This window comes from Streptomyces sp. NPDC048171, from assembly GCF_043202655.1.
In the GTDB taxonomy this organism is placed as follows: Bacteria; Actinomycetota; Actinomycetes; order Streptomycetales; family Streptomycetaceae; genus Streptomyces.
Genome location: NZ_JBIDAU010000005.1, coordinates 227,691 through 252,147, shown reverse-complemented (window position 1 = coordinate 252,147; position 24,457 = coordinate 227,691). Strand labels below are relative to the sequence as shown.

Genomic DNA, 24,457 nt, shown 5'->3' with positions numbered 1-24,457 from the left:
CCCGAGTATGGGGCCCTGAGCGATCACAGGGAACGTGGGGGAGGCCGCGCAATCAGGGTCTGCGCGGCCGCGCCCGCGTCACAGGGTGCGCAGCAGCACCGCCGGCTGTTCCACGCAGTCCGCCACGTACCGCAGGAAACCGCCCGCCGTGCCACCGTCGCAGACCCGGTGGTCGAAGGTGAGCGACAGCTGGACGACCTGACGCACTGCCAACTCGCCCTCGTGCACCCACGGCTTGGGGACGATGCGGCCGACGCCGAGCATCGCCGCCTCGGGGTGGTTGATGATCGGCGTGGAGCCGTCGACGCCGAACACGCCGTAGTTGTTCAACGTGAAGGTGCCGCCGGTCAGCTCACCGGGCGTCAGCCGGCTCGCGCGTGCCGCCTCGGTCAGCCGGGCGAACTCCGCGGTGAGTCCCTCGGCGTCCCGCGCGTGCGCGTCCCGGACGACCGGCACGACCAGCCCCCGGTCCGTCTGGGCGGCGAAGCCGAGGTGGAGGTGGTCGAACTGGACGACCTCCCGGGCCTCGGTGTCGACCGTGGAGTTCAGCTCCGGGAAGCGGGCCAGGGCGGCCGCGCAGATCCGGGCCAGCAGCGCGACGAGGGAGATCTTCGGGCCGCCCGCGGCGTTCATCGCGGTGCGCGCCCGCATCAGCTCGGTCGCGTCGGCGTCCACCCAGCAGGTCGCGTCGGGGATCTCGCGCCGGCTGCGGGAGAGCTTGTCGGCGACGGCGCCGCGCACGCCCTTGAGGGGGGTGCGGATGCCGCCGGGACGCGGCGCTGAGGACACGGGGGACCCGGCGAGCGGGACGCTCGGACCTTGGTCCGCAACGCCCGGCTGGACCGCCGTACGGCCGCCCTGGGCGGTGGCGGCGCGCAGCGCGTACTCCACGTCCGCCCGCAGGATCAGCCCGTCGGGGCCCGAGCCGGTCAGTTCGCGCAGGTCCAGGTCGTTCTGCCGGGCCAGCCTGCGGACCAGCGGGGAGATGACCGGGACGGGACCCTCCGGCTCGGCGGTGCGGACGGGCCGCCCGTTCGCCGCGGCGCCGGCCCGTGGGGCGGCGGGCTCCGGACGCACCGGACGCACCCGGCGCCGCCGCGCCGGTGCCTCCGAGGTGCCGTAGCCGACCAGAACGTTGCCGGAGCCCTCGGCCTTGGGCCGATCGGCCCCGGTCGCCGTGGACTTGGCCGTCCGGGCCCCCGCCTCCTCGGCGGCGCCGCCCGTGCCCGGGTCCCGCTCCGGACCGCCGGGGGCTGCTCCCTCGCCCACCGCGACCGTCAGCAGCGGCGCGCCGACGGGCAGTTCCGAGCCCTCGTCGCCGAAGCGGGCGGTGACCACGCCGCCGTAGGGGCAGGGCACCTCGACCATCGCCTTGGCCGTCTCGACCTCGACGACCGGCTGGTCGACGGCGACGACCTCGCCGACCTCGACGAGCCAGCGCACGATCTCCGCCTCGGTGAGCCCCTCACCGAGGTCCGGGAGCTTGAACTCCAGCACCTGTGCCATCAGCTTTCGGCCTCCCACTGCAGGCGCCCCACGGCGTCCAGGATCCGGTCCACACCGGGCAGGTGGTGGCGCTCCAGCATCGGCGGCGGGTACGGGATGTCGAACCCGGCCACACGCAGCACCGGCGCCTCCAGGTGGTGGAAGCAGCGCTCCGTGACCCGGGCCGCGATCTCCCCGCCCGGGCCCCCGAAGGAACCCGACTCGTGGACGACGACCGCGCGTCCCGTCCGCCGAACCGAAGCGCACACCGTCTCGTCGTCGAACGGCACCAGGGAGCGCAGATCGACGACTTCGAGGTCCCAGCCCTCGGCCCGGGCCGCCTCGGCCGCCTCCATGCAGACGGCCAGCGACGGCCCGTACGTGATGAGTGTGGCGCTCCGGCCGGAACGCCGCACCACCGCGCGGCCCACCGGTTCAACGGGTGCGGGCTCCTCGGGGTTCCAGGCGTCCTTCGACCAGTACAGGCGCTTGGGTTCGAGGAAGACCACCGGGTCGTCGGAGGCGATGGACGCGCGCAGCAGCCCGTAGGCGTCGGCGACGGTCGCGGGCGTGACGACATGGAGCCCCGGAGTCGCCATGTAGTACGCCTCGGACGAGTCGCTGTGGTGCTCGACGCCGCCGATGCCGCCGCCGTAGGGGACCCGGATGGTCAGCGGCAGGGGCATCTTCCCGCGCGTGCGGTTGCGCATCTTGGTGACGTGGCTGACGACCTGCTCGAACGCCGGATAGGCGAAGGCGTCGAACTGCATCTCCACGACCGGGCGCAGCCCGTACATCGCCATGCCGACCGCGGTGCCGAGGATGCCCGCCTCGGCGAGCGGGGTGTCGGTGCAGCGGTCCTCGCCGAACTCCTTCGCGAGGCCGTCGGTGACGCGGAAGACGCCGCCGAGGGTGCCCACGTCCTCGCCGAGGACGTGCACGGCCGGGTCGGCGGCCATGGCGTCGCGCAGCGCGCGGGTGAGGGCCTGCGCCATGGTGGCCGGCTTGGCGGCGACGGTGGTCATCGGTGCGTCCCTTCCGGCCCGGTCTCCGCCTCGGCCGCGGCCTCCAGCTCCGCGCGCAGCAGCGCCCGCTGCTCGCGCAGCTGCCCGGTGGGCTCGGCGTAGACGTGGGCGAACAGGTCCATCGGGTCCAGCTCCGGGTCCTGGTTCATGCGGGCGCGCAGGTCCGCGGCCATGGTCTCGGCGTCCTCGCGGGCCGCCAGGACGGCGTCCTCGTCGAGCAGGCCCCGGCCGGTCAGCTCCCGCTCCAGCAGCTCGATCGGGTCGTGCCGCCGCCAGGTCTCGACCTCGGCGTCGCCCCGGTAGCGCGTGGCGTCGTCGGCGTTGGTGTGCGCCTCGACCCGGTACGTCACCGCCTCCACCAGCGTGGGACCGCCGCCCTCACGCGCGCGGCGCACGGCGTCCGAGAGGACCTCGTGCACGGCGGCCGCGTCATTGCCGTCGACCAGGCGGCCCGGCATCCCGTAGCCGACGGCCTTGTGGGCCAGCGACGGGGCGGCGGTCTGCTTGGCGAGCGGGACGGAGATCGCGAAGCCGTTGTTCTGCACCAGGAAGACGACGGGCGCCTGCCAGACGGCGGCGAAGTTCAGCGCCTCGTGGAAGTCGCCCTCGCTGGTGCCGCCGTCGCCGACCATGGCGAGCGCGACCACGTCGTCGCCCTTGAGCCGGGCGGCGTGCGCGAGGCCCACGGCGTGCGGCAGCTGGGTGGCCAGCGGCGTGGACAGCGGGGCGACCCGGTGCTCGTAGGGGTCGTAACCGGTGTGCCAGTCGCCGCGCAGCAGGGTGAGGGCCTCGACGGGGTCGACGCCCCGGGCGACGACGGCGAGCGTGTCCCGGTAGCTGGGGAAGAGCCAGTCCCGCTCCTGGAGGGCCAGCGCGGCGGCGATCTCGCACGCCTCCTGGCCGGTGCTGGAGGGGTAGACGGCCAGTCGGCCCTGCTTGGTCAGCGCCGTCGCCTGCGCGTTGTACCGCCGGCCGTGGACCAGCCGGGCGTAGAGCGTGCGCAGCAGCTCGGGGTCGGCGTGCTCCGCCGCCTCCGTGCCGAGCACGCGGTACGGCTCGGCGTCGGGCAGCAGCGGCGCGGGGTCGGTACGGGGCTGCCAGGCGGGCGGCGGTGTGGGCCGGTACGCGCCCCGCTGCTCCATGACCGTCATGACGGCACCTCCTCGTGGGAGCGGCTGTCGGCTCGCCACGGGTGTGACGGGCCTCACCTACCGATTGTTCGGTCGCCGGCACATTTTGGCTACAGGCGGCCCCAGGCTGTGGACAAACGGTTCTCCACAGCCTGAGATGGACGCAGGACGTCCACGGCAGGGAGGCGGGGGCAGGTGGCATCTGAACAAATGGCCGAGCGCCCGGACGACGGCGGCCCCGAGGAGCCCGCTCCCCCGCCGCCCCCGCGCCCGCTGGACGCGATCGATCAGGACATCCTGCGCATGCTCCAGGCGGACGGCCGCGCCTCGATACGGTCGGTCGCCGAGCGGGTACACGTCTCGCGCGCGAACGCCTACGCCCGCATCAACCGGCTCGTCGAGGACGGCGTCATCCGCGGCTTCGGAGCCCGCGTCGACCACGAACGCGCGGGGCACGGGACCTCGGCGTACATCACCCTGAAGATCGTCCAGAACTCCTGGCGCACGGTCCGGGCGCAGCTGCGGCAGCTGCCCGGGGCCTCGCACATCGCCCTGGTGGGCGGTGACTTCGACGTCCTCCTGCTGGTGCACACGCCGGACAACCGGGCCCTGCGCGAGCTGGTGCTCAGCCGCCTCCAGGCCATCCCGGAGGTGCTGAGCACCCGCACCCTGCTGGTGTTCGAGACCGAGGACCTGGAACCGCAGAGCTGACCGCGCGGGCGCCGGGCGACACGGCCTAGGACGGCTTGCGCAGCCCGCCGAAGACCAGCCGCGCCACCGCGTCGGCCACCTCGCGCTCGCCCGCGCCGGCGCCCGTCCGGCCGTCGGGACCCTCGGGGCGGTACCACTCCACGATCGAGTTGATCATGCCGAAGACGAGGCGGGTCGCGAGCCGCACCTCCACGTCCGCGCGGACGTCCCCCTCGGCCGCCGCGGCCTTCAGCAGGGCGGCGACCCGGTGGTCGAACTCCCGCCGCCGCTCCAGCGCCCACCGCTCGGTGTCCGTGTTGCCGCGCACCCGCAGCAGCAGCGTCACGTAGGGCAGCTCGGCCATCAGCACCTCGACCATGCGGCGCACCACGTACTCCAGGCGCCCGGCGGCGGGCCCCACGCGCGCGTGCTCCTCGTCGAGGATCCCGAAGAGCTCGTCCAGCGCCCGGCTCACCGCCCGCCGCAGCAGCTCCTCCTTGCCCGTGACGTGGTGGTAGATCGACGACTTGGAGATCCCGGCGGCCTTGGAGAGGTGCTCCATGGAGGTGCCGTCGTAGCCGCGCTCGATGAAGACCTGCACGGCGACGGAGAGCAGCGTCTCGGGCGTGTACGTGTCGCGCCTGGCGGTGGTCATGAGGGGGTGCCCTCCTGCTTGTCGGCGGCGTACGCGTGGCGGTGCAGCGCGAGCGACGGCGCGTACCGGCCCGTGGGCGCGCACTCGTGCAGGTTGCCGAGGACCGAGCAGGCCCAGTCCCCGCCGAGACGACGGCTCCACTCCAGGGGGCCCAGCGGGTAGTTCACGCCGAGGCGCATCGCGGTGTCGACGTCCTCCTCGGTCGCCACGCCCTTGGCGACCGCCTCCACCGCCAGGTCGACGATCCGCGCGACCGTGCGGGCGACGATCATGCCGGGGACGTCTCCGATGACGCTGACCTTCTTGCCGAGCGCCTGGAACAGGCCCGTGGCCTCGGCGACCGTGCGCGGGGAGGTGCTCCGCGCGGCGGAGAGGGCGACCCGCGTCGCCGCGCGGTAGTCGAGCGCGAGGTCGAAGTAGACGACGTCCCGGAACTCCACCGAGGTCTGGCCGTCGGCGAGCACGAGCTGCCCGCCGCTGGGCAGGACCAGCCGCGTGCCGTTGTCCTCGGCCTCCTCGCGCACCTCGATGCCCGCCTCGCGGATCAGCGCGAGCACCTCGGCGGCCGGCCCCAGGTCGCCCTCGGCGACGACGTACGCGGGCGGTCCGGCCGGCTCGGCGGTGTGCGGCTCGGGCCGCTCGGCGCCGTCCCGGTAGTCGTACCAGCCCTGCCCGCTCTTGCGGCCGAGGCGCCCGGACTCGACCAGGCGGCGCTGGGCCAGCGAGGGTGTGAACCGTACGTCCTGGAAGAACGCCTGCCACACGGAGTGCGTGACGGACTCGTTGACGTCCTGCCCGATGAGGTCGGTCAGCTCGAAGGCGCCCATCCTGAAGCCGCCGGACTCGCGCAGCACGGCGTCGATGGTGGCCGGGTCGGCGCCCTGGTCCTCGTACACGGCCAGGGCCTCTGCGTAGAAGGGCCGGGCGATGCGGTTGACGATGAAGCCCGGGGTGTCGGCGCAGGCGACCGGCGTCTTGCCCCAGGCGCGGGCCGTCTCGTACGCGCGCGTGGCCGACGAGACGTCGGTGGCGAAGCCGGAGACGACCTCCACCAGCGGCAGCAGGGGCGCGGGGTTGAAGAAGTGCAGGCCGACGAAGCGGCCGGGATTGCCGAGCCCGCCGGCGATGGCGGTGACCGACAGGGAGGAGGTGTTGGTGGCGAGCAGGCAGTCGTCCCCGACGACGTCCTCCAGCGCCCGGAACAGCTCCTGCTTGGCGTCCAGCCGCTCCACGACGGCCTCGACGACCAGGGCGCAGTCGGCCAGGTCGGAGAGCGCCCCGGCGGGCTTCAGCCGGGCGCGGGCGGCGTCCCGCTCGGGGCCGGTGAACCGGCCCTTCTCGACGAGCCGGTCGAGCCGGGCGCCGATCGCGTCGGCCGCTTCCCGGGCCCGGCCGGGGGCGGCGTCGTACAGCCGCACGGGATGTCCCGCGACCAGCGCCACCTGGGCGATGCCCTGGCCCATGGTGCCGGTGCCGACGACGGCCACGGGGCTGCTGAGGTCGAGTGCTGTCATGTGCGCGATCCTCCCGCACGGGGTTTTCCACAGATGCGGCGGTCCCCCTTGTCCCGACCGATCGTTCGGTTACTCTAGCCGTGTCCGCCCGCCCGCCGCCCCCCACCACCCTGCCTGAGGCGCTGCGCGCCGCCCCTTTTGATATTCCTGCCCAGGTTTCCCCCAGTCCACAGACTCGACGGAGAGTCGACGCGGCGTCGACGGCGAGTCCGTGGGAGACGAGGAGTTGGTCCCGCATGGCCGCCGAACTCACCGCACACCAGCTGATCGCCCAGCACCGGCCGACCCTGGACCTGGCGCTGGAGACGATCCGCACGCGCGCGTACTGGTCCCCCCACCCCGAGCACCCCAAGGCCTACGGGGAGAACGGCAGCCTGGACATGGCCGCGGGCAAGGCCGCCTTCGACGCCCTGCTCGGCACCCGCCTCGACCTCGGCCAGCCCGGCACCGACGACTGGGTCGGCGGCGAGATCTCCCCGTACGGCGTCGAGCTGGGCGTCCAGTACCCGCACGCGGACCTCGACGTGCTGCTGCCCGCCATGAAGGCCGGCCAGAAGGCGTGGCGGGACGCGGGCGCCGAGCTGCGCGCGATGGTCTGCCTGGAGATCCTCCGCCGGATCGGCGCGCGGACCATGGAGTTCGCCCAGGCGGTCATGCACACCTCCGGACAGGCCTTCATGATGGCCTTCCAGGCGGGCGGCCCGCACGCCCAGGACCGCGGCATGGAGGCCGTGGCCTACGCGTACGTGGAGCAGGCCCGCACCCCCGACACGGCGGAGTGGACCAAGCCCCAGGGCAAGCGCGACCCGCTCGCGCTCACCAAGGCGTTCACACCCGTGCCCCGCGGCATCGGCCTGGTCATCGGCTGCAACACCTTCCCGACGTGGAACGGCTACCCGGGCCTGTTCGCCTCCCTCGCCACGGGCAACGCGGTCCTGGTCAAGCCCCACCCCCGCGCGGTGCTGCCGCTCGCCCTCACCGTGCAGGTCGCCCGCGACGTGCTCGCCGAGGCCGGATTCGACCCGAACCTGGTCGCGCTGGCCGCCGAGCGCCCCGGCGAGGGCATCGCCAAGACCCTGGCGACCCGCCCCGAGATCCGGATCATCGACTACACCGGCTCCACCGCCTTCGGCGACTGGCTGGAGGCCAACGCCGGCCAGGCGCAGGTCTTCACGGAGAAGGCCGGTGTCAACACGGTGCTCGTCGAGTCGACCGACGACTACAAGGGGATGCTCGCCAACCTGGCCTTCTCGCTGTCCCTGTACAGCGGCCAGATGTGCACCACCCCGCAGAACCTGCTGATCCCCCGCGACGGCATCCGCACCGACCAGGGCCCCAAGTCCTACGACGAGGTCACTGCCGACCTGGCGCGCGCCGTCGACGGCCTCCTCGGCGACGACGCCCGCGCGAACGCCCTGCTGGGCGCCATCGTCAACCCGGACGTCAAGGCCCGCCTGGAGGCCGCCGCCGGACTCGGCGAGGTCGCGCTGGCCTCCCGCGAGATCACCAACCCGGAGTTCCCGGACGCGGTCGTGCGCACCCCGGTGATCGTCAAGCTGGACGGCGCCAAGCCCGGCGACGAGGCCGTCTACACCAGCGAGTGCTTCGGCCCGGTCTCTTTCGCCGTCGCCGTCGACTCCGCCGCCGACGCCGTGGCGCTGCTGCGGCACAGCGTCCGGGAGAAGGGCGCGATGACGGTCGGCGCGTACACCACCGACCCGGAGTTCGAGGAGGCCGTCACGGAGGTCTGCCTGGACGAGGCCGCCCAGCTCTCCCTCAACCTCACGGGCGGGGTGTACGTCAACCAGACGGCCGCCTTCTCCGACTTCCACGGCTCCGGCGGCAACCCGGCGGCCAACGCGGCCCTGTGCGACGGAGCCTTCGTCGCCAACCGCTTCCGCGTGGTCGAGGTCCGCCGGCCCGCCTAGGGCCCGTTCCTACGGCACCCGCGGTGCGCCCCCGGTGGCGCTCCAGTGGTACAGCGTCATGGCCACACTGGTCGCGAGGTTGTAGCTGGAGACCTGGGGGCGCATCGGCAGCGCCACCAGGTGGTCGGCCCGCGCGCGCAGCTCCCGCGAGAGACCGCTGCGCTCGGAGCCGAAGGCGAGCAGCGCGTCGTCCGGCAGCTTCAGCCCGCGGATGTCCTCGCCCTCGGGGTCCAGCGCGAAGAGCGGCCCCGGCGGCAGCTCCGGCACCTCCAGCCGCTCCACGACCGTCGCGAAGTGCAGCCCGGCCCCGCCCCGCACCACCGTGGGGTGCCAGGGGTCCAGCGTGCCGGTGGTGACCACCCCGGTCGCCCCGAATCCGGCGGCCAGCCGGATGACCGCACCCGCGTTGCCGAGGTTGCGCGGCTGGTCAAGGACCACCACCGGGGCCCGGCGGGGCCTGCGTGCCAGCGCCTCCAGACCGGCCGCCCGCGAGGGCCGTACCGCCAGGGCGGCCACCGCCGTGGGGTGCGGCCGCGCGACCAGCGACGCGTACGCCTCGTGCTCCACCTCGGCCAGCAGACCGTCCAGCGTGTCGCGCACGTCGGGCGCCAGCTCGTCGGCGAGGGCGAGGGCGGCCGCCCGGTCGGTGGTGACGGCCACCGGCACCCGGGCGCCGAACCGCAGCGCGTGCTTGAGCGCGTGGAAGCCGTCCAGGAGCACACACGGCCCGGCGTGCCGGCGCCAGGCGGCCAACGGGTCGGGCTCGGTCATGCCTTGAAGCCTACGTGGGTCTGCTCGGAGCCCTCGGGCCCCTCAGGCCCCTCGGTCCCCTCCCCGGAGCGCTTGTCCCCCTCGGCCCCCTCCCCGGGGCCCTCCGTGCCGGATCCGGCCCGCGGGCCCGGCACCGTGGACACACGGGCGGCCCCGCCCCTGCTCCCGCCTCCGCCGGGGAACCCGGCGGGCAGCCGCGCACGCGCGCGTGCCGCCCAGTTGCCCAGGCGGCGCAGGAACGACGTCGGCAGGAACACCGCGTCGGCGGCGATCATCGCCAGCGAGAAGAACGGCAGCCCGAGCGTGACGGCGATCACCGCGTGCTCGGTCATCATGGCGGCCAGCAGCACGTTCTTGACCCGCCGGTTGAACAGCGTGAACGGGAAGGCGACCTGTACCGCGACCGTGCCGTAGGTGATGAGCATGACCATGGTGCCGTTGCCGGCCAGGGCGTCGGAGAGCGCGGGCCAGGGCGAGAAGTAGTCCAGGTGCAGCGGGTAGTAGACGGCCGTGCCGTCCTGCCAGCGCGAGCCCTGGATCTTGTACCAGCCGGCGGTCGCGTAGATCAGACACGCCTCGGCCATGATCACGAAGAGCGCGCCGTTGTGCACGATGTTGGTGACCACGTCCAGCAGGATCCGCGGCTGGCTGCCCTCGGCCGCACGCCCGACGACCCAGCCGATGCCCAGCGCCACCCACACCGCCCACAGCAGCGAGGGGACGAGCCAGTCGCCGTCCATGCCGCCCGCGAGCGTCACGGTGAGCAGGACGAAGCCGAACACGGACCACAGCAGCGGCCCGACCCGGTCCCGGACCCGCTCTCCACGCGCGCGTGCCTCGTCGCCGCGCCGCGCCCGGCGGGCGTCCAGCGACCAGACCCGGCCGCAGCGGGTGAGGACCAGGTAGATGCTCATCAGGTGCAGGACGTTGTCGCCGCCGTCGCCCATGAAGACGCTGCGGTTCTGCAGCGAGAGCACCCCGACCATGAACAGCACGGACATGGTCCGGGTGCGCCAGCCCAGCAGGAGCAGCACGCTGCTCAGCACGGCCAGCGCGTAGACGATCTCGAACCAGGCGGCCGAGTCGGACCACATCAGCGCCGTGAAGGCACCGTTGTCCGCGATCAGTTGCTCGGCGAGGTCGTGGCTCCAGGGGCTCTCGGGGCCGTACAGCTCGCTCCGGTGGGGGAGTTCGCGCAGCAGGAAGAGCAGCCAGGTGGCGCTGAAGCCGATGCGGATCACGGCGGTCTGGTACGGACCGAGCGCGGCGCCGGTGACGCGGGCGATGGAGCGGGAGACCGAGAGGGCGATGCCGTTCACGCGGCACCCCCGTTCGTCGCGGCGCCGTCGGCCGCGGCGCTGTCGGCCTTCGCGTCCGTGCCGCCGGGCACCGTCCACCAGGGCAGCTCGCGGTAGGCCGGCCGGTCGGAGACCTTCTCACCGGTCCACGACGGCGGCTCCACGTTGGTGGTCCGCGACCGGTACTGGACGCGCTCGACGGTCCCGCCCTCTCCGGCGGCGCCGTTCCGGTCCAGCCGCTGGACGGCGATGTGCCGCAGGTAGGTCTCGGAGAGGGTGCCCCGCATGCCCACCGGCCGGTTGTCGGAGTCATGGCTGGAGACGAAGAAGTCCCAGGCCCGGCGGAGTTCGTTCTGCTGCGTGTGGCTCGGCAGCGGATTGCCGTCGATGGCCCGGCCGTCCTCCGCGGACAGGTCGTACCAGCCGGTCGTGCGTATCTCGCCGTCCGCCGTGCTCACGTCGGCGCGGACCTGGACCGAGATGTTCTGCTGGAGCGGGTTGGGCGCGAAGAGCTTCCAGTTCTGTTCGAACTCCGGGAAGACCCACTCGTCCACCGCCTCGCCGTGCTGCTTGGTGAGGGTGTTGGACGGGGCCACGTGCAGGAACACCAGGCCTATGTGGGCGCAGACGGCGATCGCGACGACCGCGAGGGCGACCACGGCACCGACCTGGTAGCGCGGGGAGAGCGCGGCGACTCCGGTGCGGGGTGCCGAGGCCTCCGGGGTACCAGTGGTCCCGTCCGCCCCGCCGGACCGTTCCGACGCGCCGCCGGACTGTTCCGCCGCCTCGCCGGACTGTTCCCCCGCCCCTCCGGACTGTTCCCCCACCCCGCCGGGCTGTTCCCCCGCCCCTCCGGTCCGTTCGGACGCGCCGCCGGACCCGGCCGGGTCCTCCTGCCCGTCCCGCCCCTGCCGGGCCTCCGAGCCCGTGTCGTACGCTTCCATTCCGCCCCGTTCGGTCCCGATCCGTCCATCCGCCCGCGCACCGCGGAGCGCCCGCGCGGCACAGCCCGGCCGCCCGGCCATGTTCGAACGGGAACGGTACTCAGGACCGGCCGCCCGCACATCCCCCGGCGGACCGGCCGCACCGTGGCCGTCACCACATCCGCGGGACATCCACGGGACATCCACGGGACATCCGGGGACAGCTTAGAGAACGTGCCCCGGCTCGCCCTTCTCGTCCACGACCGCCCGGCCGGCCGCGGCCCACTCCTGCATGCCGCCGTCGACGTTCACGGCGTCGACGCCCTGCTGGACCAGGTACATGGTGACCTGCGCCGAACGCCCGCCGACGCGGCAGAGCACGTGGATCCTGCCGTCCTGCGGCGCGGCCTCGGCCAGCTCGCCGTACCGGGCCACGAACTCGCTGAGGGGAATGTGCAGCGCCCCGGCGGCGTGACCCGCCTGCCACTCGTCGTCCTCGCGGACGTCCAGCAGGAAGTCGCCGTCCTTGAGGTCTGAGACCCCGACCGTGGGCACACCAGCTCCGAAACTCATGCCCCAGACGCTACCCGAGCCGTCGCCCGGCCCCGTGCCGTGCCGCTCAGTCCCGCCCGAGCGCCGCCGCCAGCTCCGCCTCGCGCTCCCGCACCTGGGTGGCGAGCTGCTCGGCGATCTCCTCGAGGAGCCGGTCGGGGTCGTCCGGGGCCAGCCGCAGCATCGCGCCGATCGCGCTCTCCTCCAGCTCCTTGGCGAGCAGCGTCAGCATTTCCTTGCGCCGGTCCAGCCACTCCAGGCGGGCGTACAGCTCCTCACCCCGGCTCGGGCGCCGCTCGGGCACCGGCCCGGCGGCCCACTCCTCGGCCAGCTCACGCAGCTGGGCCGCGTCGCCGCGGGCGTAGGCGGCGTTGACGCGGGTGATGAACTCCTCGCGCCGGACCCGCTCGTCCTCCTCCTGGGCCAGGTCGGGATGGGCCTTGCGGGCCAGCTCGCGGTAGAGCTTGCGGGCCTCCTCGCTCGGCCGCACCCGCTGCGGGGGCCGTACCGCCTGGTCCGTGAGCATCGCCGTGGCCTCCGGGAACAGCCCGTCCCCGTCCATCCAGCCGTTCAGCAGCTCCTCGACCCCGGGGATCGGCATCAGCCGGGCCCGGGCCTCGTCGGCCCGCTCCCGGTCGGCGGCGTCGCCGGTGCGCGCCGCCCTGGCCTCCAGGATCTGCGCCTCCAGCTCCTCCAGACGCGCGTACACCGGGCCGAGCCGCTGTTCGTGCAGCCGCGAGAAGTTCTCGACCTCCACCCGGAAGGTCTCCAGCGCGATCTCGTACTCGATGAGTGCCTGCTCGGCGGCCCGTACGGCCTGTTCCAGCCGTTCCTCGGGACGCGGCGCACCCCCCTGCTCGGGCTCAGCTTCCGGCGTCGTCACCCGTCCAGCCTAGGCCACGATCGGGTCCGCCCCGGCGGGCCGCGAGGCCCCTCACACCCCCAGCTCGGCCGCCACCCGCCCGCTGCGTACCGCCGCGGCCAGTACCGCGTGGTCGGCCTCCGTCCGATCGGCGTAGGCCACGGCGAAGGCGGCCACCGCCTCGTCCAGCTCGTCGTTCTTGCCGCAGTAGCCCGCGACGGTCCGCGGGTCGGCGCTGTGCGCGTGGGCGCGGGCCAGCAGGGCGCCCGTCATGCGGCCGTAGTCGTCCAGCTGGTCGGCGGCCAGGGCCGTGGCGTCGACGCTGCCCTTGCGGTTGCGGAACTGCCGCACCTGGAAGGGCCGCCCGTCGACCGTCGTCCAGCCCAGCAGCATGTCGCTGACCACCTGCATCCGCTTCTGCCCCATGACCACCCGGCGGCCCTCGTGCCCGGGCTCGGGGGCGTCGAAGCCGGCCGTCGCCAGGTGGGGCAGCAGCGCGGACGGCCGGGCCTCCTTGACCTGGAGGACGAGCGGCTCGCCCCGGTGGTCCAGGAGCAGCGCGACGTACGACCGCGTGCCCACGCTGCCGGTGCCCACGACGCGGAACGCGACGTCGTGCACCGCGTACCGGGCGAGCAGCGGCAGCCGGTCCTCGGAGAGCGTGGCCAGGTACTGCTCCAGGGCGGCCGCGACCGTCGCCGCCTCCGGGTCCGTCACCCGGCGCAGCACCGGCGGCGCCTCCACGAAGCGCCGCCCGCCCTCCTCGGTGGCCTCGGTCGACCTGGCCGCGAAACGCCCGCTGGTGTTGGCCCGCGCCTTCTCGGCCACCCGCTCCAGGGTGCCGAGGAGGTCGTGGGCGTCGGTGTGGGAGACCAGTTCCTCGTCCGCGATGGCGTTCCAGGCGTCCAGCGCCGGGAGCTTGGCCAGCAGCCGCATGGTGCGCCGGTAGGCACCGGTCGCGCCGTGGGCGGCCTCGCGGCAGGTGTCCTCGTCGGCACCGGCCTCCCGGCCCGCGAGGACGAGCGAGGCGGCGAGCCGCTTGAGGTCCCACTCCCAGGGGCCGTGGACCGTCTCGTCGAAGTCGTTGAGGTCGATGACCAGGCCGCCGCGGGCGTCACCGTAGAGACCGAAGTTCGCCGCGTGCGCGTCGCCGCAGATCTGCGCGCCGATCCCGGTCATCGGCGTACGCGCCAGGTCGTACGCCATCAGGCCGGCCGACCCGCGCAGGAAGGCGAACGGCGTGGCCGCCATCCGCCCGGCCCGCAGCGGGGCGAGCCCGGGGATGCGGCCCCGGTTGGACTCCTCGACCGCGGCGAGCACGTCCGGGCGGCCGGCGTCCAGGTCGAGCGCGGCGTGCGCGGAGCGCGGGACGCGGGCGCGCACGGCCTTGCCCTCCGCCTTCGGCGAGCCCTCCGCGGGCCACCGCGCGAATCCCGGCACGACCGGCACCCGCACGCCCCCGTCCGGCCCCTCCGCGTCCGTGCGCGCCCCCGGCACCGCCCCGGTCGCCGACTCCGTGACCGCCCCCGCCGTCGCCCCGCTCATCCCGGCCGCCTTCCCCGTACTCGTCCGTCGCGCTCACGCCTGCCGATACGCGCCCCGACCGTACCTCCGGCCGAACCGCCCGTACACGCTCCGGCCCAGCCCGCATAACGCCGGGCAGAGGGCGGAACAGGAGGTGCCCGCGGCCCCGGGTGCGCGCCTACGGTTTCCAGCGCTCCCTGCCCCCGGCCCCGACGCCCGGACGCCGCACCTCCCGTCCGGCCGCCCCGGGGACCACCCACCGAGGAGACCGAGGAACCCGATGACCCCCGACGCCCCCACGCCCCCCGACAACCCCGGCACCGGCAGCGGCACCGACCGCGCCCTCAGCCGCAAGGCGCTCCTCAGGGCCGCGGTCGCCGCCGGCGCCGCCGTCCCGCTGCTCGCCACCGGCTCCATCGCGCTCGCCCGGGACGCCGCCCGCTCCTCCACCGGCCGCACGCTGACGCCGACCCCCTACTGCGACGACGGCGACGACCCGACGCCGGACCAGATAGAGGGCCCGTACTTCAGGCCGAACTCCCCGCGGCGCACCAGCCTGGTGACACCCGGCACCGTCGGCACCCCGCTGACCGTCACCGGCTACGTCTTCGGACGGAACTGCGCCCCGCTGCCCGGTGTGCTCCTCGACTTCTGGCAGGCGGACAACGCCGGCGCCTACGACATGGCCGGATACGCCTTCCGCGGCCACCAGTTCACCGACGCCACCGGCGCCTTCACCCTGCGCACGATCGTCCCGGGCCTCTACCCGGGCCGCACCCGGCACCTCCACGTCAAGGCGCAGGCACCCGGCCGACCCGTGCTGACCACCCAGCTCTACTTCCCCGGCGAACCCCGCAACGCCACGGACGCGCTCTTCGACCCGGCACTGCTGATGAACGTCCGCGCCGGGGGCGGCGGCAGGGAGGCCACCTTCGACTTCGTCCTGGACGTGGACGGCGGCCCCGGCCCCGACCCCACCGACCCGCCCACCGACCCGCCGAACGGCACCTGGGCACCCGGCCGCTCCTACACCGCGGGCGACCGCGTGACGTACGGCGGCCGCGGCTACCGCTGCCTCCAGGGGCACACCGCGACGACGGGCTGGGAGCCGCCCAACGTGCCTGCCCTGTGGCGCCCCGAGTCCTGAGACCTTCCTCACAGCAGGCCGCTCGCGGACCACTGCCCGCCTCCCCGCGTCCGGGCATGCGAAAGCCCCCCAGGTCCGAGACCTGGGGGGCTTCCGGCTGGTGCGCGAGGGGGGAGTTGAACCCCCACGCCCTTTCGGGCACTGGAACCTGAATCCAGCGCGTCTGCCTATTCCGCCACCCGCGCATTGGGTGTGTCCTCCGGTGCCCTGCCTTGCCTTTGGCTTGCGGCCTGGCCCCTTCCGACACGAGAACACTAGCACGCTGCCAGAGGTGGATTCACATCCCTTTACGGCCGGGAGCAGGGCGCCCGCCCCGCTCCCGGGCACTCGTCTCGACCCGTGGCCGTTCACGTATCAACCTCGTACCGGTACGGCCCGTCTCCCCAGGAGCCGGTAGGGGTCCACAGTCAGGTGCGGGACACTGGTCTGCGGCCGCCTCTACGATCCTGGGCATGAGTACCCGAGGGAGCGCATCCCGAAGGTCCCCCGGAGTTCGAAGGACGGCTCCAGCGGGAACTCCGAGAGGCGTCGACACCCGTCGACCGGGCCGACAGGGGGAACCAGCCGATCGAGCGGCGCGTGGATACGATCAGTAAGCAGTACCAGGTGGACAGTGCACGGACGAGCGGTGCGCACACCGGCAGTACGCAAGGCAGCAGTACGCAAGGCAGTGGACCGGACGGCAGCGACGGAGGAGGTGCCCCATGGGAGTCCTGAAGAAGTTCGAGCAGCGTCTCGAAGGTCTGGTCAACGGCACCTTCGCGAAGGTGTTCAAGTCCGAGGTGCAGCCCGTGGAGATCGCGGGAGCGCTCCAGCGCGAATGCGACAACAACGCGACCATCTGGAACCGCGACCGCACCGTCGTACCCAATGACTTCATCGTGGAGCTGAGCACGCCCGACTTCGAGCGGCTCAGCCCCTACTCGGGCCAGCTCGGCGACGAGCTGGCCGGCATGGTCCGCGACTACGCCAAGCAGCAGCGCTACACCTTCATGGGACCGATCAAGGTCCACCTGGAGAAGGCTGACGACCTCGACACCGGCCTGTACCGGGTGCGCAGCCGTACGCTCGCCTCCTCCAGCAGCCAGCAGGGCGGCGGCCCGGCCCCGGCGGGCCCCGCCGCTCCCCCGGCACCCGGCGGCCGGCCCGGCGCCCCGGGCGGTGGCTACGGCTACCCGCCGGCCGGAGCACCCGCCGGCGCCCCGCCCATGCCGTCCGCGCCGCCGCCCGGCGGCCGCCCCGGCGGTTACGGCTACCCGCAGCCCGCGGGCGGCCAGCAGCCACCGGCTCCACCCGCGTCCGGCGGACGCACCCGTCACTGGGTCGAGATCAACGGCAACCGCCACCAGATCTCCCGCGGGACCCTGGTCCTCGGCCGCAGCACCGAGGCCGACGTGCGCATCGACGACCCCGGCGTCTCCCGCCGGCACTGCGAGATCCGGACCGGAACGCCCTCGACGATCCAGGACCTCGGGTCCACGAACGGCATCGTGGTGGACGGGCAGCACACAACCCGCGCTACGCTCCGCGACGGCTCCCGCGTCGTCGTGGGCAGCACCACCGTTATCTACAGGCAAGCCGAAGGGTGATCCGGGGGCAATGTCAGAGCTGACCCTCACGGTCATGCGGCTGGGTTTTCTCGCCGTACTGTGGCTGTTCGTGATCGTGGCCGTGCAGGTCATCCGCAGCGACCTGTTCGGTACGCGGGTCACCCAGCGCGGAGCGCGGCGCGAAGCCGCCCGACCGCAGCAGGCCGCGCGCCAGAACCAGGCGCCTCCGCCGCAGCGCCAGCAGTCCGGCGGCGGCCGCGGCCGCCGGGGCGCGCCCACCAAGCTGGTCGTGACGGAAGGCACTCTCACCGGCACCACCGTTGCCCTCCAGGGGCAGACCATCACGCTCGGCCGGGCACACGACTCGACGATCGTGCTGGACGACGACTACGCCTCCAGCCGCCATGCCAGGATCTACCCGGACCAGAACGGGCAGTGGATCGTCGAGGACCTGGGCTCCACCAACGGCACCTACCTGGACCGGTCCCGGCTGACGACGCCGACACCGATCGGGCCGGGTTCGCCGATCCGCATCGGCAAGACCGTCATCGAGCTGCGGAAGTAGTGCTACACCAATGAAAGAGCGCGAGCGGAGCGAGCACGCGGCGGCGGCCGGCACCCCGGGCCCCGGCGCGCTCCCGACCGGAGGGTGGGCAGTGTGGCTCGACACGACCGGCTGTACCCGGAGCCGACGGGCGAGGTGCGCATGAGTCTGTCACTGCGCTTCGCCGCCGGTTCGCACAAGGGCATGATCCGGGAGGGCAACGAGGACTCCGGCTACGCCGGTCCGCGCCTGCTCGCCATCGCCGACGGCATGGGCGGCCAGGCCGCCGGTGAGGTCGCCTCCTCCGAGGTGATCTCCACCATCGTCGCCCTCGACGACGACGTGCCCGGCTCCGACGTCCTCACCTCCCTCGGCGCCGCCGTGCAGCGCGCCAACGACCAGCTGCGGCAGATGGTCGAGGAGGACCCCGCCCTGGAGGGCATGGGCACCACGCTGACCGCGCTGCTGTGGACCGGCCAGCGCCTGGGCATGGTGCACGTCGGCGACTCGCGGGCCTACCTGCTGCGCGACGGCGTCCTCACGCAGATCACGCAGGACCACACCTGGGTGCAGCGCCTCGTCGACGAGGGACGGATCACCGAGGAGGAGGCGGGCACCCACCCGCAGCGCTCCCTGCTGATGCGCGCCCTCGGCAGCGGCGACCACGTCGAACCCGACCTGTCCATCCGCGAGGTGCGGGCCGGCGACCGCTACCTCATCTGCTCCGACGGGCTCTCCGGCGTCGTCTCCCACCAGACGATGGAGGACACCCTCGCCAGCTACCAGGGCCCCCAGGAGACCGTCCAGGAGCTGATCCAGCTCGCCCTGCGCGGCGGCGGCCCGGACAACATCACCGTCATCGTCGCCGACGTCCTCGACCTCGACACCGGCGACACCCTCGCCGGACAGCTCTCCGACACCCCCGTGGTCGTCGGCGCCGTCGCCGAGAACCAGGCCCAGATGGGCGACAACGGCATCATGCAGACCCCGGCCGGCCGCGCCGCCGGCCTCGGCCGTCAGGGTCAACAGCACGGCGGGGGCGGCGAGTTCGGCCCGCCCGGCAGCGGCGACACCACCGGGTACGTCCCGGCGGGCGGCTTCGACGACTACGGCCCCGACGACTTCGTCAAGCCCCGCAAGGGCCGCAGGTGGCTGAAGAGATCCCTCTACACGGTGCTCGCCCTCGCCGTCATCGGCGGCGGCACGTACGGCGGCTGGCGCTGGACCCAGACCCAGTACTACGTCGGCACCAACGACGACCACGTCGCGCTGTACCGCGGCATCAGCCAGGACCTCGCCTGGGTCTCGCTCTCCAAGGTCCAGAAGGACCACCCCGAGATCGAACTCAAGTACCTGCCGCCCTACCAGCAGAAACTCGTCGAGGCCACCATCGCCGAAGGCGACCTGGCCGACGCCCGGGCGAAGATCGAGGAGCTGGCGGTGCAGGCCTCCGCCTGCAAGAAGCAGGCCGACCGGCGCTCCGCGGACGAGGAGAACGCCAAGACCGGCGAGGGCGAGGCCGGCGGCACCACGGGAACCACCCCCGCCTCCTTCACGTCCAAGGCCTCACCGACACCCAACCCGTCGCCGAACGCGTCGGAGTCGCAGAAGGCACCCGAGTCGTCCCAGTCCCCGACCGCACCCACCCCAGGTTCCGGCCCGACCCTCTCGGAGGAAGAGCAGAAGGTCGTCTCGCTGTGCGGTAAGCAGTAGGCAAGCCGTGAGAGGCCCCGACACACGATGAGCAGTACTACCAACCCGTCGACGCACCACACGTCCACGATCGGCGCCATCGGCGCCCCGAGCCGGCGCAACACCGAGCTGGCTCTGCTCGTGTTCGCCGTCCTCATCCCGGTCTTCGCCTACGCCAACGTGGGCCTGGCCATCAACGACGAGGTGCCCGCCGGCCTGCTGAGCTACGGCCTCGGCCTCGGCCTGCTGGCCGGCGTCGGGCACATCGTCGTACGCAAGTTCGCGCCGTACTCGGACCCGCTGCTGCTTCCGCTGGCCACCCTGCTCAACGGCCTCGGACTCGTCGCCATCTGGCGACTGGACCAGTCCGAACTCCTCCAGGACATCGAGCAGGCCGGCACCGCCGCGCCGCGCCAGCTGATGTACACGGCGATGGGCATCGCCCTCTTCGTCGCGGTGATGATCTTCCTGAAGGACCACCGCGTCCTGCAGCGCTACACCTACATCTCCATGCTCGGCGCCCTGTTCCTGCTGCTGCTCCCGCTCGTACCGGGCCTCGGCAAGAACATCTACGGCGCCAAGATCTGGATCCAGGTCGGCTCCTTCTCCATCCAGCCCGGCGAGTTCGCCAAGATCGTCCTCGCGATCTTCTTCGCCGGCTATCTGATGGTGAAGCGCGACGCCCTCGCGCTCGCCAGCCGCCGCTTCATGGGCCTCTACCTGCCGCGCGGCCGCGACCTCGGGCCGATCCTCGTGGTGTGGATGGTCTCGATCCTCATCCTGGTCTTCGAGACCGACCTCGGCACCTCGCTGCTCTTCTTCGGCATGTTCGTGATCATGCTGTACGTCGCCACCGAGCGGACCAGCTGGATCGTCTTCGGTCTGCTGATGTCCGCCGTCGGCGCCGTCGGCGTCGCCAGCTTCGAGCCGCACATCCAGCAGCGCGTGGACGCGTGGCTCGACCCGATGAAGGAGTACACGCTCTCCCGCGCGGGCGTCGGCGGCCACTCCGAGCAGGCCATGCAGGCCCTGTGGGCCTTCGGCTCCGGCGGCACCCTCGGCACCGGCTGGGGCCAGGGCCACTCCGAGCTGATCCGCTTCGCCGCCAACTCCGACTTCATCCTCGCCACCTTCGGCGAGGAACTGGGCCTCGCCGGCCTCATGGCGCTGCTCCTGCTCTACGCCTTGATCGTCGAACGCGGCGTGCGCACCGCCCTCGCCGCCCGCGACCCCTTCGGCAAGCTCCTCGCCATCGGCCTCTCCGGCGCCTTCGCCCTCCAGGTCTTCGTCGTCGCCGGCGGTGTCATGGGCCTCATCCCGCTCACGGGTATGACCATGCCCTTCCTGGCCTACGGCGGTTCCTCCGTCATCGCCAACTGGGCACTGATCGGCATCCTGCTGCGCATCAGCGACACCGCGCGCAGACCGGCACCCGCCGCTCCCGCCAGCCCCGACGCCGAGATGACCCAGGTGGTCCGACCGTGAACAAGCCACTGCGCCGGATCGCGATCTTCTGCGGCCTCCTCGTCCTGACCCTGCTCATCCGGGACAACTGGCTCCAGTACGTCCAGGCCGACGACCTCAAGGAGGACGAGCACAACCGCCGGGTCGCCATCGAGCGGTACGCCAGCCCGCGCGGCGACATCATCGTCGACGGCAAGGCCATCACCGGGCACGCCACCACCGAGGGCGACTTCAAGTACAAGCGGACCTACAAGGACGGCGCCATGTGGGCGCCCGTCACCGGGTACGTCTCCCAGGCCTACGGCGCCACCCAGCTCGAGTCCATCGACGACGGCATCCTCACGGGCAACGACGACCGGCTGTTCTTCCGCAACACCCTCGACATGGTCACGGGCAAGAGGCGCGAGGGCGGCAACGTCGTCACCACCCTCAACAGCGCCGCCCAGAAGGCCGCCTACGACGGTCTGAAGAAGCAGGGCGCCAAGGGCGCCGTCGTCGCGCTCGAACCGTCCACCGGCAAGATCCTGTCGATGGCCTCGTACCCGTCGTACGACCCCACCTCGATCGCCGGCAGCAACGAGGCGGCCGGGGAGGCCTGGAACAAGCTCCAGAAGAAGAACAACCCCGACGACCCGATGCTCAACCGCGCGCTGCGCGAGGTCTACCCGCCCGGCTCCACCTTCAAGGTGGTCACCGCGGCGGCCGCCCTGGAGAACGAGAAGTACACCTCGGCGGACGACAAGACCGAGACACCGCTGCCGTGGACCATGCCGGGCACCACGACCGAGCTGAAGAACGAGGGCGACCTCCCCTGCGAGAACGCCACGCTCCGCGAGGCGCTGCGGGTGTCCTGCAACACCGTCTTCGGCAAGATCGGATCCGACCTCGGCAACGAGAAGATGCTGGAGGAGGCCAAGAAGTTCGGCTTCACCGAGGAGCAGTTCGTCCCGGTCCGCTCCAACGCCTCCGTCTTCTCCGGCGACATGGCGCCCTCCGAGGTCGCGCTCTCCTCCATCGGCCAGTTCAACACCGCGGCGACCCCGCTGCAGATGGCCATGGTCACCTCGGCGATCGCCAACAACGGCACCCTGATGAAGCCGTACATGGTCGACGAACTCCAGGCCCCGAACCTCGACACCATCGAGAAGACGGACCCCGAGGAGATGAGCAAGCCGCTCTCCGCGGACAACGCCCAGGTCCTCCAGGACATGATGGAGACCGTCGTCCAGGACGGCACGGGAACCAACGCGCAGATCGACGGCGTCACCGTGGGCGGCAAGACCGGTACCGCACAGCACGGCGTCGACAACAAGGAGAACCCCTACGCCTGGTTCATCTCGTACGCCAAGGGCGAGGACGGCAGCGCGCCGGTCGCCGTGGCCGTGGTGATCGAGGACGAGAACGCCGTACGCGACGACATCTCCGGAGGCGGCCTCGCGGCGCCGATCGCGAAGAACGTCATGGAGGCCGTCATCGACAGCAAGAAGTAACCGCACCATGAACGGGACGTGACTCCTATCACGTCCCCTTCACATCGGCGCACGTTGCGATACCGGTCCTGTATCGGCTGCCAGGCTTGGCCAAGGCACACAGAGCGAGCCGGGTACCGTAGGCCGGACGGCAGCCTCCGACCGTACAAGCATGCCGGTCGGGACCGACGGAGAGGGCTGGTAGGTAGTTATGGAAGAGCCGCGTCGCCTCGGCGGCCGGTACGAGCTGGGCCCGGTGCTTGGCCGTGGTGGCATGGCGGAGGTTTACCACGCTCATGACACCCGGCTCGGACGCCAGGTGGCGGTGAAGACGCTGCGCGCGGACATGGCGCGCGACCCGTCCTTCCAGGCCCGCTTCCGCCGGGAGGCCCAGTCGGCCGCCTCGCTCAACCATCCCGCGATCGTGGCGGTCTACGACACGGGCGAGGACTACATCGACGGGGTCTCCATCCCGTACATCGTCATGGAGTACGTCGACGGCTCCACGCTCCGTGAGCTGCTCCACTCCGGCCGCAAGCTGCTGCCGGAGCGGACGCTGGAGATGACCATCGGCATCCTCCAGGCGCTGGAGTACTCGCACCGGGCCGGCATCGTCCACCGCGACATCAAGCCCGCCAACGTCATGCTCACGCGCAACGGCCAGGTCAAGGTCATGGACTTCGGCATCGCCCGCGCGATGGGCGACTCCGGCATGACCATGACGCAGACCGCCGCCGTGATCGGCACCGCCCAGTACCTCTCCCCGGAGCAGGCCAAGGGCGAGCAGGTCGACGCGCGGTCCGACCTGTACTCCACGGGCTGTCTGCTCTACGAGCTGCTGACCGTGCGACCGCCCTTCGTCGGCGACTCCCCGGTCGCCGTCGCGTACCAGCACGTGCGTGAGGAACCGCAGGCGCCGAGCGTCTTCGACCCCGAGATCACGCCCGAGATGGACGCGATCGTGCTGAAGGCGCTGGTCAAGGACCCCGACTACCGCTACCAGTCGGCCGACGAGATGCGGGCCGACATCGAGGCGTGCCTCGACGGCCAGCCCGTCGGCGCGACCGCCGCGATGGGCGCCATGGCCGCGGGGGGCTACGGGGCCTACCCCGACGACCAGCCGACCACCGCGCTGCGCTCGGACGGGGGCGGCGGCGCCACGACCATGCTGCCGCCCATGAACCCGGACGACGGCGGCTACGGCTACGACGACCGCCCCGACCGGCGCCGGCAGCAGCCGCGCAAGTCGAACACGTCCACGATCTTCCTGGTCCTGGCGGGCGTCCTCGTCCTCGTCGGCGCGATCCTGATCGGGAAGTACGCGTTCAGCGGGGACGGCGGACCCGGCAACGACAAGGTCGACGTCCCCGGATTCATCGGGCAGACCAAGGCCGACGCCGACCAGTTGGCGATCAACGCCGACCTCAAGCTGGCCTTCACGCAGAAGCCCTGCGAGGACCAGAAGAAGGGCAACATCTGCGACCAGGACCCCAAGCAGGGGACCTCGGTCGACAAGCAGTCCACCGTCAACCTGGTCGTCTCGACCGGCGCCCCGAAGGTCGCCGTGCCGAACGTCATCGACAAGGACGTCGACACGGCCACCGAGCAGCTCGAGAACAAGGGCTTCAGGGTCGAGACCAAGCAGACCGAGTCCTCCCAGGACGAGGGCACGGTCCTCAGCCAGGACCCGGACCCCGGCAGCGAGCTGGAGAAGGGCTCCACGGTGACCCTGGAGGTCGCCAAGGCCGAGGCGAAGGCCACGGTGCCGGACGTCGTCGGCCGCAGCTGCGACGAGGCCAAGGCCCAGATGCAGAACAACGACCTGGAAGCCACCTGCACCGACCAGCCGACCCAGGACCCGAACCAGGTCGACAAGGTGATCTCCACCACACCCGCGGCGAACCAGCAGGTCGACAAGGGCTCCAAGGTCACGATCGTCGTCGGCAAGGCCGTGGAGAAGAAGAAGGTGCCGGAGATCAAGCTCGGCACCCCGCTGCCCCAGGCCCAGCAGACGCTTCAGCAGGCCGGCTTCACCAACATCCAGGTGACCGGACCCAACGACGGCAACGCCGTGGTCATACAGCAGAACCCGCCGGCGGGCACCGAGGTCGACGACCCCGCCGCCACCCCGATCACCCTCACCACCGTGGGCGGCAACGGCGGCAACAACGGCGGTAACAACGGAGGCATCATCGGCGGCCTCCGCGGCGACGACTGAACCACGCCGCACCCGG

General features: G+C 72.5%; 20 protein-coding genes and 1 tRNA gene. 9 read left to right on the top strand and 12 right to left on the bottom strand.

Annotated features, from left to right (window positions below; translation table 11 throughout):
• Positions 1-78 precede the first annotated feature (78 nt).
• From ACGF3J_RS15730 to pdhA, 3 genes are read right to left on the bottom strand one after another with little or no spacing between them, the layout of a single operon-like run.
• Positions 79-1,506 carry a dihydrolipoamide acetyltransferase family protein gene (locus ACGF3J_RS15730; protein ID WP_161332043.1) on the bottom strand — a complete coding sequence of 476 codons (1,428 nt, stop codon included), beginning with the start codon at positions 1,504-1,506 and terminating at the stop codon, positions 79-81.
• Entirely contained in the window at positions 1,506-2,510 is a 1,005-nt protein-coding gene (locus ACGF3J_RS15725) for an alpha-ketoacid dehydrogenase subunit beta (RefSeq protein WP_161332042.1), read from the bottom strand. Before ACGF3J_RS15725 ends, ACGF3J_RS15730 begins: the two co-directional genes overlap by 1 nt.
• Positions 2,507-3,661, bottom strand: coding sequence for a pyruvate dehydrogenase (acetyl-transferring) E1 component subunit alpha (pdhA, locus tag ACGF3J_RS15720; RefSeq protein WP_161332041.1), 1,155 nt, complete (start codon positions 3,659-3,661; stop codon positions 2,507-2,509). The genes ACGF3J_RS15725 and pdhA overlap by 4 nt, the downstream gene beginning before the upstream one ends.
• A gap of 189 nt (positions 3,662-3,850) precedes the next feature.
• Here pdhA and ACGF3J_RS15715 point away from each other — a divergent pair, with 189 nt between their 5' ends.
• Positions 3,851-4,351, top strand: coding sequence for an Lrp/AsnC family transcriptional regulator (locus tag ACGF3J_RS15715; RefSeq protein ID WP_161332054.1), 501 nt, complete (start codon positions 3,851-3,853; stop codon positions 4,349-4,351).
• A 25-nt stretch (positions 4,352-4,376) separates the two neighbouring features.
• Here the strand turns inward: ACGF3J_RS15715 and ACGF3J_RS15710 are convergent, their stop codons facing one another.
• Positions 4,377-4,985, bottom strand: a complete 609-nt coding sequence (locus ACGF3J_RS15710; RefSeq protein WP_161332040.1) for a TetR/AcrR family transcriptional regulator — start codon at positions 4,983-4,985, stop codon at positions 4,377-4,379.
• On the bottom strand, positions 4,982-6,499 hold the full coding sequence (locus ACGF3J_RS15705; protein WP_161332039.1) for a 3-hydroxyacyl-CoA dehydrogenase: 1,518 nt from the start codon (positions 6,497-6,499) through the stop codon (positions 4,982-4,984). The genes ACGF3J_RS15710 and ACGF3J_RS15705 overlap by 4 nt, the downstream gene beginning before the upstream one ends.
• A gap of 236 nt (positions 6,500-6,735) precedes the next feature.
• Between ACGF3J_RS15705 and paaN the strand changes: the two genes are divergently transcribed.
• A complete protein-coding gene (gene paaN / locus ACGF3J_RS15700; RefSeq protein WP_161332038.1) occupies positions 6,736-8,427 on the top strand; it encodes a phenylacetic acid degradation protein PaaN in 1,692 nt (563 codons plus the stop codon).
• Between the two features lie 9 nt (positions 8,428-8,436).
• On the opposite strand, the gene ACGF3J_RS15695 is transcribed toward paaN, so the two are convergent.
• The 6 genes from ACGF3J_RS15695 to ACGF3J_RS15670 form a co-directional block, all read right to left on the bottom strand.
• Positions 8,437-9,198: an RNA methyltransferase gene (locus ACGF3J_RS15695; protein ID WP_161332037.1), complete on the bottom strand. Its 762-nt coding sequence runs from the start codon at positions 9,196-9,198 to the stop codon at positions 8,437-8,439.
• On the bottom strand, positions 9,195-10,517 hold the full coding sequence (locus ACGF3J_RS15690; protein WP_161332036.1) for an HTTM domain-containing protein: 1,323 nt from the start codon (positions 10,515-10,517) through the stop codon (positions 9,195-9,197). The genes ACGF3J_RS15695 and ACGF3J_RS15690 overlap by 4 nt, the downstream gene beginning before the upstream one ends.
• The gene (locus ACGF3J_RS15685; protein ID WP_161332035.1) at positions 10,514-11,440 is read right to left on the bottom strand and encodes a DUF5819 family protein; all 927 of its coding nucleotides are present in this window, start codon (positions 11,438-11,440) and stop codon (positions 10,514-10,516) included. The genes ACGF3J_RS15690 and ACGF3J_RS15685 overlap by 4 nt, the downstream gene beginning before the upstream one ends.
• A gap of 204 nt (positions 11,441-11,644) precedes the next feature.
• Positions 11,645-11,974 carry a rhodanese-like domain-containing protein gene (locus ACGF3J_RS15680; protein ID WP_161332053.1) on the bottom strand — a complete coding sequence of 110 codons (330 nt, stop codon included), beginning with the start codon at positions 11,972-11,974 and terminating at the stop codon, positions 11,645-11,647.
• Positions 11,975-12,038: 64 nt separating this feature from the next.
• Entirely contained in the window at positions 12,039-12,854 is an 816-nt protein-coding gene (locus tag ACGF3J_RS15675; protein WP_161332034.1) for a hypothetical protein, read from the bottom strand.
• 51 nt (positions 12,855-12,905) lie between these two features.
• Positions 12,906-14,378: a DUF2252 domain-containing protein gene (locus ACGF3J_RS15670; protein WP_161332033.1), complete on the bottom strand. Its 1,473-nt coding sequence runs from the start codon at positions 14,376-14,378 to the stop codon at positions 12,906-12,908.
• A 259-nt stretch (positions 14,379-14,637) separates the two neighbouring features.
• On the opposite strand from ACGF3J_RS15670, the gene ACGF3J_RS15665 reads away from it, so the two are divergent.
• Entirely contained in the window at positions 14,638-15,504 is an 867-nt protein-coding gene (locus ACGF3J_RS15665) for a carbohydrate-binding protein (RefSeq protein WP_161332032.1), read from the top strand.
• Positions 15,505-15,602: 98 nt separating this feature from the next.
• Here ACGF3J_RS15665 and ACGF3J_RS15660 read toward each other — a convergent pair.
• Positions 15,603-15,689: transfer RNA gene (locus tag ACGF3J_RS15660), tRNA-Leu, on the bottom strand.
• A 519-nt stretch (positions 15,690-16,208) separates the two neighbouring features.
• On the opposite strand from ACGF3J_RS15660, the gene ACGF3J_RS15655 reads away from it, so the two are divergent.
• The 6 genes from ACGF3J_RS15655 (at position 16,209) to pknB (ending at position 24,441) form a co-directional block, all read left to right on the top strand.
• Positions 16,209-17,093, top strand: a complete 885-nt coding sequence (locus tag ACGF3J_RS15655; RefSeq protein WP_161332031.1) for a DUF3662 and FHA domain-containing protein — start codon at positions 16,209-16,211, stop codon at positions 17,091-17,093.
• Positions 17,094-17,103: 10 nt separating this feature from the next.
• Positions 17,104-17,619: an antibiotic biosynthesis regulator FhaB gene (gene fhaB, locus ACGF3J_RS15650; RefSeq protein WP_114528370.1), complete on the top strand. Its 516-nt coding sequence runs from the start codon at positions 17,104-17,106 to the stop codon at positions 17,617-17,619.
• 141 nt (positions 17,620-17,760) lie between these two features.
• Positions 17,761-19,311 (top strand): Stp1/IreP family PP2C-type Ser/Thr phosphatase, encoded by a 1,551-nt coding sequence (locus ACGF3J_RS15645; protein ID WP_161332052.1) that lies wholly within the window; start codon positions 17,761-17,763, stop codon positions 19,309-19,311.
• A 27-nt stretch (positions 19,312-19,338) separates the two neighbouring features.
• Positions 19,339-20,775, top strand: a complete 1,437-nt coding sequence (locus tag ACGF3J_RS15640) for an FtsW/RodA/SpoVE family cell cycle protein (protein ID WP_161332030.1) — start codon at positions 19,339-19,341, stop codon at positions 20,773-20,775.
• Positions 20,772-22,244, top strand: coding sequence for a penicillin-binding protein 2 (locus ACGF3J_RS15635; protein WP_161332029.1), 1,473 nt, complete (start codon positions 20,772-20,774; stop codon positions 22,242-22,244). Before ACGF3J_RS15640 ends, ACGF3J_RS15635 begins: the two co-directional genes overlap by 4 nt.
• Positions 22,245-22,434: 190 nt before the next feature.
• A complete protein-coding gene (gene pknB, locus ACGF3J_RS15630; protein WP_393854208.1) occupies positions 22,435-24,441 on the top strand; it encodes a Stk1 family PASTA domain-containing Ser/Thr kinase in 2,007 nt (668 codons plus the stop codon).
• The last annotated feature ends 16 nt before the right edge of the window (positions 24,442-24,457 follow it).

What these genes read in the sequence shown, in the direction of transcription:
- ACGF3J_RS15645 (WP_161332052.1), top strand. Translation starts at nt 17,761, where the DNA reads ATGAGTCTGTCACTGCGCTTCGCCGCCGGTTCGCACAAGGGCATGATC.
- fhaB (WP_114528370.1), top strand. Translation starts at nt 17,104, where the DNA reads ATGTCAGAGCTGACCCTCACGGTCATGCGGCTGGGTTTTCTCGCCGTA.
- ACGF3J_RS15715 (WP_161332054.1), top strand. Translation starts at nt 3,851, where the DNA reads ATGGCCGAGCGCCCGGACGACGGCGGCCCCGAGGAGCCCGCTCCCCCG.
- ACGF3J_RS15695 (WP_161332037.1), bottom strand. Translation starts at nt 9,198, where the DNA reads ATGACCGAGCCCGACCCGTTGGCCGCCTGGCGCCGGCACGCCGGGCCG.
- pdhA (WP_161332041.1), bottom strand. Translation starts at nt 3,661, where the DNA reads ATGACGGTCATGGAGCAGCGGGGCGCGTACCGGCCCACACCGCCGCCC.
- ACGF3J_RS15665 (WP_161332032.1), top strand. Translation starts at nt 14,638, where the DNA reads ATGACCCCCGACGCCCCCACGCCCCCCGACAACCCCGGCACCGGCAGC.
- ACGF3J_RS15705 (WP_161332039.1), bottom strand. Translation starts at nt 6,499, where the DNA reads ATGACAGCACTCGACCTCAGCAGCCCCGTGGCCGTCGTCGGCACCGGC.
- ACGF3J_RS15670 (WP_161332033.1), bottom strand. Translation starts at nt 14,378, where the DNA reads ATGAGCGGGGCGACGGCGGGGGCGGTCACGGAGTCGGCGACCGGGGCG.
- ACGF3J_RS15730 (WP_161332043.1), bottom strand. Translation starts at nt 1,506, where the DNA reads ATGGCACAGGTGCTGGAGTTCAAGCTCCCGGACCTCGGTGAGGGGCTC.
- pknB (WP_393854208.1), top strand. Translation starts at nt 22,435, where the DNA reads ATGGAAGAGCCGCGTCGCCTCGGCGGCCGGTACGAGCTGGGCCCGGTG.
- ACGF3J_RS15655 (WP_161332031.1), top strand. Translation starts at nt 16,209, where the DNA reads ATGGGAGTCCTGAAGAAGTTCGAGCAGCGTCTCGAAGGTCTGGTCAAC.
- ACGF3J_RS15640 (WP_161332030.1), top strand. Translation starts at nt 19,339, where the DNA reads ATGAGCAGTACTACCAACCCGTCGACGCACCACACGTCCACGATCGGC.
- ACGF3J_RS15710 (WP_161332040.1), bottom strand. Translation starts at nt 4,985, where the DNA reads ATGACCACCGCCAGGCGCGACACGTACACGCCCGAGACGCTGCTCTCC.
- ACGF3J_RS15725 (WP_161332042.1), bottom strand. Translation starts at nt 2,510, where the DNA reads ATGACCACCGTCGCCGCCAAGCCGGCCACCATGGCGCAGGCCCTCACC.
- paaN (WP_161332038.1), top strand. Translation starts at nt 6,736, where the DNA reads ATGGCCGCCGAACTCACCGCACACCAGCTGATCGCCCAGCACCGGCCG.
- ACGF3J_RS15685 (WP_161332035.1), bottom strand. Translation starts at nt 11,440, where the DNA reads ATGGAAGCGTACGACACGGGCTCGGAGGCCCGGCAGGGGCGGGACGGG.